The sequence below is a fragment of the uncultured Kriegella sp. genome, from assembly GCF_963975415.1.
Taxonomy (GTDB): domain Bacteria; phylum Bacteroidota; class Bacteroidia; order Flavobacteriales; family Flavobacteriaceae; genus Kriegella.
The window spans coordinates 103,043-115,307 of record NZ_CAXBGN010000013.1; the positions used below are offsets into that span (position 1 = coordinate 103,043).

Annotated in this window: 10 protein-coding genes; all 10 read right to left on the reverse strand. The window is 37.1% G+C overall.

Annotation, left to right across the window (positions count from 1 at the left end):
- Nucleotides 1–26 precede the first annotated feature (26 nt).
- Nucleotides 27–2,441 carry a polysaccharide biosynthesis tyrosine autokinase gene (locus AACZ88_RS20875; RefSeq protein ID WP_339714799.1) on the reverse strand — a complete coding sequence of 805 codons (2,415 nt, stop codon included), beginning with the start codon at nt 2,439–2,441 and terminating at the stop codon, nt 27–29.
- Nucleotides 2,442–2,798: 357 nt separating this feature from the next.
- Nucleotides 2,799–3,362 (reverse strand): DapH/DapD/GlmU-related protein, encoded by a 564-nt coding sequence (locus AACZ88_RS20880; protein WP_339714801.1) that lies wholly within the window; start codon nt 3,360–3,362, stop codon nt 2,799–2,801.
- A 303-nt stretch (nt 3,363–3,665) separates the two neighbouring features.
- Nucleotides 3,666–4,613 (reverse strand): glycosyltransferase, encoded by a 948-nt coding sequence (locus AACZ88_RS20885; protein ID WP_339714804.1) that lies wholly within the window; start codon nt 4,611–4,613, stop codon nt 3,666–3,668.
- A gap of 2 nt (nt 4,614–4,615) precedes the next feature.
- On the reverse strand, nt 4,616–5,449 hold the full coding sequence (locus AACZ88_RS20890; protein WP_339714807.1) for a glycosyltransferase family 2 protein: 834 nt from the start codon (nt 5,447–5,449) through the stop codon (nt 4,616–4,618).
- 6 nt (nt 5,450–5,455) lie between these two features.
- A complete protein-coding gene (locus AACZ88_RS20895) occupies nt 5,456–6,517 on the reverse strand; it encodes an acyltransferase (RefSeq protein WP_339714810.1) in 1,062 nt (353 codons plus the stop codon).
- A 38-nt stretch (nt 6,518–6,555) separates the two neighbouring features.
- The gene (locus AACZ88_RS20900) at nt 6,556–7,542 is read right to left on the reverse strand and encodes a hypothetical protein (RefSeq protein WP_339714813.1); all 987 of its coding nucleotides are present in this window, start codon (nt 7,540–7,542) and stop codon (nt 6,556–6,558) included.
- Nucleotides 7,543–7,551: 9 nt separating this feature from the next.
- Nucleotides 7,552–8,745: an EpsG family protein gene (locus AACZ88_RS20905; RefSeq protein ID WP_339714816.1), complete on the reverse strand. Its 1,194-nt coding sequence runs from the start codon at nt 8,743–8,745 to the stop codon at nt 7,552–7,554.
- Between the two features lie 30 nt (nt 8,746–8,775).
- The gene (locus tag AACZ88_RS20910) at nt 8,776–9,729 is read right to left on the reverse strand and encodes a glycosyltransferase (RefSeq protein ID WP_339714819.1); all 954 of its coding nucleotides are present in this window, start codon (nt 9,727–9,729) and stop codon (nt 8,776–8,778) included.
- Between the two features lie 25 nt (nt 9,730–9,754).
- Nucleotides 9,755–11,281: a hypothetical protein gene (locus AACZ88_RS20915; RefSeq protein ID WP_339714822.1), complete on the reverse strand. Its 1,527-nt coding sequence runs from the start codon at nt 11,279–11,281 to the stop codon at nt 9,755–9,757.
- A 206-nt stretch (nt 11,282–11,487) separates the two neighbouring features.
- Nucleotides 11,488–12,150, reverse strand: coding sequence for a WecB/TagA/CpsF family glycosyltransferase (locus tag AACZ88_RS20920; protein ID WP_339714825.1), 663 nt, complete (start codon nt 12,148–12,150; stop codon nt 11,488–11,490).
- Between the last annotated feature and the right edge of the window lie 115 nt (nt 12,151–12,265).

Genomic DNA, 12,265 nt, shown 5'->3' on the forward strand with positions numbered 1-12,265 from the left:
CGAATCGTAGCAATTGCTTTAAAATATTAAAAAAAACGGCTACCTGATTTCTTAGCGTTGCCATTGCCATAAGTGTAGCCATAATTATATCCATAGCTGGTATCTGACATTTTAACATCATTAAGCAAAAAGCCCATATTTTTTAACTTACCATCGGCTTGGGCTTCTAGGGCAAATTCAAGCACTTTCTTTTTGGTTTGCCCTGCCCGGATCAGATAAAGTGTTAGGTCGGCGTAGTTGCTGATTAAAAACGTATCGGCCAATAATAGGGCCGGGGCCGTATCGACAATGATGTAGTCAAAACTGTTTTTAAGTTCTTCGAACATGGGCCCTATTTTATCATTGCGGAGCAATTGGGTCGGGTTGGCAGGTATCGGGCCAGAGGGCAATACCTTAAGGTTTTTATGTAGTTTAGAGTCTTCTATAAAATCAACAACGGCTAAATGAGATTCTGCCAAGTAACTGCTTAGCCCCTTTGTGCTTAGTCCCCCATCCTCATAACGTTGCAGCTGTGGGTTTCTTAAATCAGCACCCAAAATGAGCACACTTTTGCCCGCGAGCGCCAAGGTTAAACCCAAGTTGGCTACTGAAAATGTTTTGCCTTCCCCTTGAATGGACGAGGTGATAAAAATACAGGTTCCACCAGATATGGGGCTAGTTTTTCTAACCTCATATTGGAGGTTAGCACTTAATACATTAAACGATTCGGAGAGCAAAGATCGTTCTGCAATGGAGACTAAGGCAGGTTCCCCGGCCAATACATGGGGTATTTCCCCTACAATCGGAATGCCTTTGGTAAGTTCCTTAAGCTCGTTTCGAGTATTTATTTTAGTATTGATCAGTTTTTGTGCGTGTATACTCAGAAAGGGTACAAACAGCCCCGCCAGTAAAGCCAGGCCCAATACCATTTTCTTATTTGGTGATACGGGAGCGTTTAAACTGTAGGCTTCATCCACTATTTTGGCTTTGGGGGCTTTTGCTGCCAAAGACAACGCATTTTCCTCCCTTTTTTCCAATAAAAATAGGTAGAGGGCTTCCTTGATATTTTGTTGGCGTTCAATACCGCGAAACTGCCGTTCTTGGGCGGGGACGTCAGAGATATGAGACCCTAAAATACCGGCTTGCCGATCTAAATTGTCACTTTCTATTCTTAAGTTCGAACGCTGACGCTCAAAACTTGTTCTTATATTATTTTTTATTTGCTGTATTTGATTGGTCAAAAGCACTACGGAAGGATTCATTTCAGTAGCCCCTGCGAGCAATCGATTTCGTTCCAATACCATACTATTGAATTCCTCAATTAATACATTTGTACCCGATTCATCAATGCCCATATTAGTAGGTAATAGATTAGAGTTGTTTTTACTTAAATGGCCAATCATCGCTTCGATTACGTCTAGCTTCGTTGCTACTTCCTGCTGTTTTTTGTTGTAATCACTTACATTTTGAATTATGACCGATGATTCGGTTTCTATGTCCGTCAACTTATTCACTGACTTGAATCGCTCCTTCCCGGTCTCTACCGAATCCAATTCAGAATTGATAATGCTTAATCGTTCATCGATAAAGAATGCCGTATTCCGTGCAATCAGGTTTTTATCTTCAATCGCCTCTTGGTTGTATTCAAAGATTAACTGATTTAGAACATCCTCTGCCTTTTGACGAACGGTACCCTCTATACTTAGTTCGATTAAGGTCGAATTTTCATCAATCAAGGCCACCTCCAGTTGTAATCTCTGCGCAGTAGCTACTTGATCTACCGTCAAAAAGTGCACCTGTACACTTACGTCAGAACCAAAATCTGTCGCGGCCAGGGGATTAAACTCGGTATTTCGTTCCACAATAAAATCGATAAAGCCCATTTCCACAATATCGCCCAAGGTATGAGTAGCCTTATAATCACCCTCAACTTGTTCAATTGTCACTGTATTTTTGTCTATCTCTTTGATGTTGAATTGATGTAGTTCGTCTTTTATCGCTTCTTGCAAGGCCAGCTCATCCATACGAACTATAATCACCCTATAGGGGCTTTCAGTATACAGTTCCTTTAAGGTAAGTCCTTCGTTATTGAAATATTGTAGATTTAAACCCAAGGCCTTAACGGCATTGGCCATTAACCGTTTAGATCGAATCAGCCCCAATTCATTTTCAATACTGTTGGTGGCAAGGCCCCTTACGATATCCAAATCAATATAACCTCTAGCGTCACTATTGGACGCTTGACTTTTTTCGTCTTCAAGAATAACGGAAGCTACCGCTTTGTATATGGGCTTAGTGACTTTTAGGTAGACAACGGCTAATACTAAGGCCAATACCACCCCCAATACAAACCATTTCCAAAAACGAAGATATTCTTCTATAAGCTCCTTGACTTCAAAAGGTTTTTTTTCAGGAATAAAATTTTCGCTGGCCATATTATGATGTAAGGTATTCTTTTTCATAACGAGTAAAGTAATTCACCATATCGTACATGGTGTAAGATTTAATCAATTGGGTTCTTTATTCTCCCATCAACTGCAAAAGTATAAGGAATATATACTCTTTTAATTATTCTTCATACTAAAACTTCGACCGCTTTAATTCTATCAAAATTAACTGCAGTATTAGAATTTGTTTATAGAAAGAATAAATGTTCTCTTGAGTGAATTTGAACACCTCTTATTCTTTGTGACGTTAAAAACTTCCATTCCTAATAATAATTCAAAATGTACAGTCAAATTAATGTGCCAATTCTGGGTTAAATCTGACTCTCTATTCCTTTTGGGGCGAACATAAGATCGTTTAACAAAACTTGGAATCTATTGATGGGCTAAAAAAAATAAGTGTTGTTTTTTATCTTTTTCATGTTTAAATCTATTCCTAATCTTTTTTGCAGGTATTCCTCCCCAGATTTCACAAGGCGGAATATCTTTTGTAACGACAGAACCTGCGGCTATAATGGATCCTTTTCCAATCTTTAAACCCCCAATTATGATTGAGCCATACCCAATCCAAACATCGTCTTCTACGACGCAAATTCCATCGTCACCTCTTTTTCCGTCCCACATATATTGGGTAGGTACAGAAAAGTCGTGATCAGTTCTACCTATAAAGGAAACCCTTCCGGCCATTAAAATTTGATTTCCAAAAATAACTGGGAACTCAACATTGCTGTAACTGCCAAACTGAACATTGTTGCCAATTTCAATGGGAAAACGAGCAAAAGAAGCTCCATTCAACACTCGTACAAAACCATTGTATTTTACCCACGGATATTTAATTTGAAATAAATACCAAGTACGCATAATATTAAATAGGTAACGTAACACAAACATTAATTTGCTACTTCCTACAGGCATATTACTAAATTGTATTTTTAGCATTTTTTATTCTAAAATTGGTCAATAAAACGGCACTTCATTTTTACTTTTCTTTTTGGGTTTAATCTACTTCAGGACATTCTTTTAAATCTTAAAAGCCATACTTTTTTCCCAGTTAAAAGTTCGCTATATAATTATCGTTTATGTGAATATCTTCAATGGATTCCTCGTTTTGAGTTTGTTAAAAATCTATGCCTGATTTCTTTAGGATAGAGTGTTGATAACAAGTCTATATTCTCTTTTTGTCATTTCGTATTAGCATCTTTTAAAATTTTTAATATTCAAGTTGAAGTATCTGATTTTTCACTATAATCTAGATTTTATATCGTTCCAAAGTACACCGACTCCTCCTTCGTCGAATAATAATTTTACTCGAAGTATTATTCTATATTTTATGGAAAAGTACCGTAAGAACTGGCGTTTAATTATTGGGTCGATCTCAATTTGAGTATCAAAATCGAAACAGGTTTTTTCTCTGAAATCGGAGTCAATTATAGACTTGTACGGATTGATTGTTTTGCAATGCGTCCCATTCTCGTTAAATCCACTGTTGCCAACCAAAGTATATTTAGGATACAATGCTAATGCTTGAGTTCTATAATGTTCAAAAACCCACCTTACATACCACGAGTCATTTTTACCGCTTATAGAGTCGAGAAGCATCTTTGCAATGTCATTTCCGCAATCTTTTTTAAATACTCTCAAAATATTTTTATCATCATTTATTTCCTTTTTAATTTTTTCTTTTGAAAAAATTTCTGAACTCCAGCGATTTTTCCAAGTCGCCCATCCCCAAGGGAACGTTCTTGTTTGAAAATATACATCAGGAGTACCTGTTTTGAGCTTCTTGATTTCTGGGGAAAACCCATTTATTGATTTAATAATTTCTTTTGTTGCATAATGATCCAAGGCTTTATTCATGAAATTTAGAAAGTTTTGTGAAGTGATTAAATCATCTTCTAAGACAATCACTTTTCCATATTCTTCAATAGTTTTAGTAACCCCTTCAATAATAGAGCCTGCTAGACCTTTATTCTTTTGGGATTCATAAATTTTAATAGACTTAAACCCATCAATAGTTTTTAAATACTGTCTTACTGCTGTAATTTTTGAGTTTGAGCGTTCATTTTTGGCTCCATCGGAAAAAATTATTAAATGGCTTTGGGTTGCCAGAAAATTCTTCTGTAAAGCTTCAACGGTTTGCTTTGTTTCAGCTAAACGATTGTATGTAAATAAACATATTGGTGCTAACATAATTATATTTTATATTTCCATAGTATGGGGCAAACCACTCTAATATGGTTGGTGATATAATGAAAACATGCCATAGGTAAACCATTATGGCGCTTTTCATAGACAAAGAATTCTTCGGGATTATTGCCTAAAGGGGAATGAAAGGCTTTCCAACGCTTTTTAAAAGGTTTTCGAGGATTACACCATACGGGTAAATCCTCATGTACATCGCATTGGCCCAATACTCCCGGGGCAACCATATTCTGTATGCCCAACTTGTTTGCTCTTTTACCATAGTCAAAATCACCTAGGGCATGGCGAAATACAGGGTCATTAGTTCCGACTTTCTCGAATACATATTTGGGAATTAGTACAATGTTCCCGTTAAAAAATGCACAGGGCTGGGCTGAGTTATTTGGTTGTATCAATCGACCACCAAGGGTACGGCCACCGTAAGTAATCGAATACTCGTCGTTTAAGGCCGAGGTAGACCCAACCACCACAACTTCGTTGTGGAACTCCTTGGCGGTCATTAATAGAACGGATAACGCAAAAGGATGTAAAACGGTATCATCATTTAGCCATAAATAATAATCGTAGGCCTTAGCTTTAGCTGCTGTCTCCCATGCAAGAAGCATACCGCGGTTCCAATACAGATTTCCTGAACCCGTAATAATATGTACTTGCGGATAAGTTTTGGTAACGGCTTCGGATGTGCCATCCGTACAGCCATCATCAACCAAGTATACCTCTAGAGCACACTTATTAGGTAATTGTTGCGCAAACAAGTTTTGTAAGGCCTCAAGCGTTTTTTCTTTACGGTTAAATACCGTAAGCAGTACTGCTGTAGTTTTCACTTTATCTTAATAGTTTAAAACTTTCTTTTTGCCTGAGAAAACAGGTAGATACATATTGAATATATATATGCAGGGAATAATAAGTAACATAGTTATTGCAACTTTTAAATATGGTAAGCTCCAATCTATTCCGGATAAATTTATATATGAAAAAACTTTAGATATAAATGCCAGTATGTCCAAATGAATGGGATAAAATATGAGCGAGTTAATACTTAAAAATATTAAGGCCTGTTTTGGCAGTATTTTTTCAGATAAGAATATAAGATTAATGAAGAATAGAATTCCACTGGTAGCACCCAATAGCGCATAAAAATAGTTTCCATACTCATTGATGAACATTAGAAAAAGACCACTATTCATTTTTACAGAAAATAATACTCCAACTAAGCCAACTACAATATAGCAGATTTGATAATACGCATTTTGAAAGTAAAACTTATCGACCAATTTTCTGCTCGAATACCCTAAAGCTATAAAAGCAGTTGCCATCAATGAAGTGTCTAGTGTGAAGGGCATCCGAATGTCTATATACTTATTCTCCAAATAAGATAAAGTAACAAACAGTATAAAAACTATAAAATAAAGCAATCCGTAAATGGTTCTGTCACGAAATAATTTATAAAAGAAATAATCAATAAACCAAATAAATAAATCTGCAACAAATAGACATGGTAAAAACCAAAATAGATTTGTCACGCCGATATAATGAGAAGATTCAATACATAATAAAATATCGCGAATGGCATATCCAATTTCGACATGATATACATTCTCTAATCCCATCGTTTTAAAAACATTATGAAATACTACTGCAACAAATAGGTTTAAAAACTCAAAAAGAAGATAAGGAACAATTAATCGATTAAATCGTTTTTTAAAATAAACACTAAACTTCTCCAACTTACCTTCCTTCAGATTTAGAAGGTATCCCGAAAGAACAAAGAATATAGGCATATGAAATGCCAATATATGAGCTTGTAACACTCCGCTATGATGAAGTAGCACGAGAAAGGTTGCTCCTCCTCTTACATAATCTAGATAGTCAATTCTATTAAAGTTCTTCATTCGCCTTATAAAGAGTTATATGAATTTTGTGTTAATTTTTACCAATAACAGGCATCTTCAACCTGCTTGGCATTAGCAGGTTTATGCTTATCGGTAGGTTTGACCCAATTTTTATTCTTAAAAAAATTCAAATATAAATTGGCAGGTAGCCCCCACTTAGTGGCATAATCCGGTGCTTCCCAACGATTGCCCTTGATACCAAATAACAGTTGTAATGCGCCACCCAAATGCATTGCTTTTTTACCTTGGCGTTTGACATGGGCGGCCAAGGGGAAACCATAGGCGCCTGCCCCAATCAAACAAATGTCATAATCACATTTGTCAATTTCGTCTTTCATCCAATTTAATGCATCAAACCAATCTGCAAAGCCATTGCTCTCCCCGCCCAAACTTTGAACCGCCTGAATAGTCTGTAATTCAAAGTCGGGCAATACCTCTGGATCATCAAATAAAAATTCACGGTTTTTATATTGTTCCTCGATCAATTCTGCAAAAGGATGTACCACCAGTACTTTTTTACCCCTTAAAGCCCTGCTCCAAGGGGTGCGGGAAGTATAGGGTTCAAGTAATACCAGTTTTACTTTTTGTGCTTTACTAATTTTATCTTTATAGTAAGCCTCCTCAGACAGCCAGCTTCCCACCACATCGATCTCTTGCATATCTTGCAGCATCAATTCGCAAAACTGTTGAATTTTTTCTTGGGTGGGCGGGAAAAATCCACTCCAACGTTGCATTTGCGCCATACGCTTTTCTTCCCACCACCAAGGCAAGGCTCTGTTCTGAATAAATTTCACCCAATTTTTATTGGATTCTTTTACACCTAGGTGATTTATCATTACATTCATCTCTGTAGCTCCAAAACGGGCGATCATGGAGGGTTGTTCTCCTATCAATTGATTATAAATGATTTGCGAAGCTTTCTCCGGGTCTTGTTCGCAATCCAGTTTGGGCAAAGGTTTTGTGCCCAATAGTTTGATATAGGCTTTCCTAAGGACTTTAAGAAGAAAAATCAACTCCTTTTTCATAACTTTTTTTTATAAGATAAAATCAATAATTGAATAACTTAACAGGCTGTTGAGGGCTGGGAAAAATCCCCCTCCTCGGAGTGAGTCAAAACCCATTAAAAAATGACTGCCAAAAAAAAGCACGATGGCCCAGGTATAGAACGTATGCAGTATTTTCTTATCCAACAGCAGATAGGGCAAAACAAAAGGAAGAATATACATCCTGGAAATGTATAAGCGGGAAACCAGGCCTTCAGAGGTGTTTGCCAAAATTAAACATGCTGTCATCAGCACCAATAATAGGTTGGTATAGAAATTAAAAATCTTTTCTTTGGTCTTCCCGATCATATAGATACAAATGATAATCATTAAGCTAGATGTAACATATAAAGGCGTCATGTTAAACACAGTGTCATCAAGGGCTCCTGTTGTATTTTCTTCCAATCTGCTAAAACCATACGCTAAAAATCCGATACCGCTTACTAGCCTTCCTATAAAAGGCAGTACCATAAAGAAAACCGCCAATCCAAGCACAGCATACATAAAACGCTTTAGGTTTTTGCCATCCAGCTTTTGGTGCAACGGCTTGATAAGAAAAAGGATAAAATAAATAAAAGCAAACGTATGAATAAAACAAGCACTTAAAAGCAAGAACCAGAGTGTTTTCTGTTTGGTTATTCGAATGGTAAAAACATACATTACTATACTTAGTGCAAACGACTGTCTCGTGATGTTGTTTAAATTGCTGATATACTCCGAAAAAAAAACAATCAATGCTAATGAGGCTACTAAAGTCAGGGTATCCGCATTGGTAGCTCTCCAAAATAAAAAAATGGAATAACAAGTAATGAAAATGGTGATTATCGTAATGCCATTGATAAAAATATAATAGTTTCCAGAGGTCAAATGGTAGCCGAAATAATTTAGGAGATTCCAAACGGGCTCTTTAAAACCAAAGATATAGGTAAAAAAGGGGGTGATACCTGCATCCTGAAAAAGGCCCCAATATCCTTCGTTATACCAATCAGAGGGTTGACCCGGTTTCCAAATTCTTGTAGCTTGCACCAAACAGGCATATAAAGTAATCGTGCCAAACAGAAGATTATCTGTAAACTTTTCTCGTTTGTTATAAACTATTTTTACCATTATAAAGGTCAATATCCCCATAATGGGAAAGAACAAGAATATGGCTAAACTGATAAAAATAAAAAATCTAAGCAGCATATAGTCTATCTAATAGCAATCGATTTGTAATCATTGCCCTACGTAAGGGTAACCCCTTAACCGCCAACGCACTTTAGTGAGGTATATGTACAAGACACTTAGCGGCTTTAGTTTTTTGTTTGCATACCACTGTAGTTCAAAAGAATGGAATCTATTCAAAATGTCTTTATCTAGGTTCTTGATCATCAAGGCGATTATATCAAATTCTTCCTTCTTGATAAGAATTAATAGCTCATTTCTTAATTCGTATAACAGAAAAATCAAATAGGTCTTTTTCCCAGTCGAACTCTTTTCCCAGTTGGCATGTACATGATTGTAACGGTTTATGATATGTTGAATGACTTTATTCGCTGGAGTTTGCGTAGCTTGCCCGGGAATCATTCCGACATAGGCGGTCAACGTATAGCCAATATAGACGACAGGAGTAATTAACGCCAATGAAAAGAAGCAGGCATAATCTTCACTTCTAACCATCCCAGCTGGAAAACCACCGGATTTAAGAAATTCCGATTTTCTAACTACAACAGCACTAGTGTGTGTAAACACATGAGGATTTTCAAAATAATCGATTAACTGAATGGTATCTTTGTGTTTTTTTGATAATCTTGGTTCAATTAGGGTGTTGTTCCTTACAATTCCTGCCGAGCAGAACATACCTGCCTCTGGCTGTTGAGTAATCGCAAAGCGTACTTTCTCTAGATAATTGGGTTGCCATTCGTCATCCCCATCTAAGAAGGCAACGTATTCAAACTTACTTTCTTCGACTCCTCTGTTTCGAGCAGCACTCACCCCCTGATTTTCCTGGTTGATTATTTTAATTCGAGAATCATTCGTAAATTGATTTATTACTTTAACCCCATTATCTGTTGAACCATCATTAATGATCAAGACTTCAAAATCTACAAAACTTTGGTCAATAACCGTTTGTAAGGTATTGACAATGGTATGGGCTTTGTTATACAATGGAATGACTACTGAAATCATAAATAAACTTAGAGATTGTTCATAATTATTTTTGTTTCAAAATTCTTTTCAGAAGGCCTGCAACTATACCTTTCTCATGCTTATTAAAGCCAATAAACCATAGCGCCAATAAAAAAACAGGAAAATATACAAGAAAAACGCTAAACAAGCGGTATGCTCCATAATTCATATAAAAATGTGGCAACACGGCAAAACCAAGAGCGATTAACGTAACAATACCAACGGGTAACATTACTTGCTTCAGAAATTCTGCAACATTCAGTCCTACTTCTTTTTTGGCATAGTAAAGAAGTACGCCAAAAGATCTAACAAAAGTCATAATAAGCATAACAATATACAGGTAAGTAGGCGTGTACCCAAGTTTAAATAATATATAAGCCACAAACAACGGCATGGCCTCTACCAACGATTTAACAATTTGTAACTCTTTTATCTTCCCCGTAGCATCTATACTTACAGCAATTGTTGACATTAATTGAGTAATCATAGAACTCATAAGAATCAATCTGGTAAAGACAATAGCATATTCAGGTACATTTTTTAGCCATAACTCAAAAATATAGGGCATCTCTATAATAATGGGGATGGCAAAGAAAGCCAACAAATAGTATGCAAGCTTACTACCCATAAAGGAGGCTTGCAGCATTTTATTTCGATTACCCTTACCCTCACTCTTTACGATGACAGGGGTTAAAGCTTTCATCATATTATATGAAAAAACATTTATTTGCCCATTTGCCTGTACGGCTATGCCATGCGCAGCATTGATTTTTGTTCCAAAAAACATATTTAATAAAATGCCTTGCCCATAACTTGTTAGCATAGCGACGGCAGTACCCAAAAAACTCCACCCGGCAAATGAAGTCATTTCCTTCATAAGTCCTTTTTCAAAATAACGCTTGGGTGCAATTATGCATTCGGGATATTTTTTGTGGCAATAGACTTGCATTATGGTACGGGTTATGAAGGGGATTACCGCCATGAGAATACCGTAGAGCACTAGTTTGTCGCCTGCATAGGAAACGATAAACAATGCTACCGCTAATTTTAACATCGATTCCAAAATGCCCACTATGGAATAATAAAGCATATTTTCATGCGCATTTAACACTGCCTCATAAGGTACGCTCATTACGGTAAAGGCCGTGCTTAAAATCAAAGAACCGTAAATGACCTTGGCGGCAAATACCCGATCGGCAGGGATGTTTAAAACACCGTTAAAAAAGAAATAGCCGGCAAGCAACAAAATCAATATTAGCGCAATGGCAATGCCAAAATGCAATACCGAACTGACATTAAAAATATACTTCTGCTTTTCCATGTCGCCCCTGCCCTCGTAATACGACATAAAGCGTTGGGTGGCGCTTGACATGGCAGCATGCATAAAACCGAGCATGGCGATGGCCCCGCCCACTAGGTTAAAAATTCCAAAATCAGAGGCTCCCAGAGCATTTAATACCAAGCGGGTGGTATAGAGGGAGATAAACACGGTAATCCCCATCTTGGCATATAGAAAGCCGGTATTTTTTATTACCCTATGGGCTGTAGACATAGTTTATAGTTGTTCCAGGTTCCATTTGAAATAAAAATAAATAGATTTCTTTTTTTTCATTTCAATTTCCCATAGGAGAAGCCCATTATTATAAATATCTTTTCTTCGAACACTTTTTACTTTTTGGTCGATACCCTAATTTGTTTTGAGCTGCGATGGGCTACCAAACGATAGGCGAAAATGCCCCCATAATAGATATAACGTTTCTACATACGTCTGGGTTCTTTTAGCAATCTGCCCAGCCATTCCAAGCCCAAGTTTTGCCATACTTTATTTGGTCGTTGTACTGTACCGGCATAAAAGTCGAATACGGCCCCAATGGAACATATGATACCTTTGTCTAAAAATTGCTCGTTCTGGTATACCCATTTTTCTTGCTTGGGGGCGGTCATCCCCACAAACACCACATCAGGTGCAAAGGCATTTATAGCATTGATGATCGCTGTATTGTCCTCAGGGGTAAATACCTTTTTATAGGGCGGGGAATAGGTTTTTAAAACCACATTGGGGTATTCTCTCGCGGCGCGATGCTTAATCTTTTCTAAAACGTCATTGGAAGAGCCCATATAAAAACAGCGCCCCCCGGTACGTTCCAAGTACTTGAGAAGAAATTCATGAATGTCGGCCCCGGCAATCTTTTGAATGCGATCACCTTTTAGCCATTTGGCCGCCCATACGATAGCCACCCCATCAGGGAGCAAAATATCGGAGGCCTTGAGAGATTTTTCAAAGGTGAGATCTTCATGGGCAATACAGTAAGAGTATTGATTTATGGTATTTACAATCAATTTATCGGTAGACCAATCTACTTCTTCCAAGTTTCCATTAAAAACAGGATACCCTAGTATGTTTAAATTTCCTATCCCCATAAGCACTCGATTTGTAAAATATTAAACCCGACCATTTAAAAGTTTATTGAATCTATCGTTCCACTCGTAAAAAGTGGGGGACCGAACGACATGTTCAAAAGCTATTGTATGTATG

Excerpts from the sequence above, each read along its gene's own strand:
- AACZ88_RS20885 (WP_339714804.1), bottom strand. The coding sequence starts at position 4,613 with ATGTTAGCACCAATATGTTTATTTACATACAATCGTTTAGCTGAAACA.
- AACZ88_RS20900 (WP_339714813.1), bottom strand. The coding sequence starts at position 7,542 with ATGAAAAAGGAGTTGATTTTTCTTCTTAAAGTCCTTAGGAAAGCCTAT.
- AACZ88_RS20920 (WP_339714825.1), bottom strand. The coding sequence starts at position 12,150 with ATGGGGATAGGAAATTTAAACATACTAGGGTATCCTGTTTTTAATGGA.
- AACZ88_RS20910 (WP_339714819.1), bottom strand. The coding sequence starts at position 9,729 with ATGATTTCAGTAGTCATTCCATTGTATAACAAAGCCCATACCATTGTC.
- AACZ88_RS20875 (WP_339714799.1), bottom strand. The coding sequence starts at position 2,441 with ATGAAAAAGAATACCTTACATCATAATATGGCCAGCGAAAATTTTATT.
- AACZ88_RS20915 (WP_339714822.1), bottom strand. The coding sequence starts at position 11,281 with ATGTCTACAGCCCATAGGGTAATAAAAAATACCGGCTTTCTATATGCC.
- AACZ88_RS20895 (WP_339714810.1), bottom strand. The coding sequence starts at position 6,517 with ATGAAGAACTTTAATAGAATTGACTATCTAGATTATGTAAGAGGAGGA.
- AACZ88_RS20905 (WP_339714816.1), bottom strand. The coding sequence starts at position 8,745 with ATGCTGCTTAGATTTTTTATTTTTATCAGTTTAGCCATATTCTTGTTC.
- AACZ88_RS20880 (WP_339714801.1), bottom strand. The coding sequence starts at position 3,362 with ATGCTAAAAATACAATTTAGTAATATGCCTGTAGGAAGTAGCAAATTA.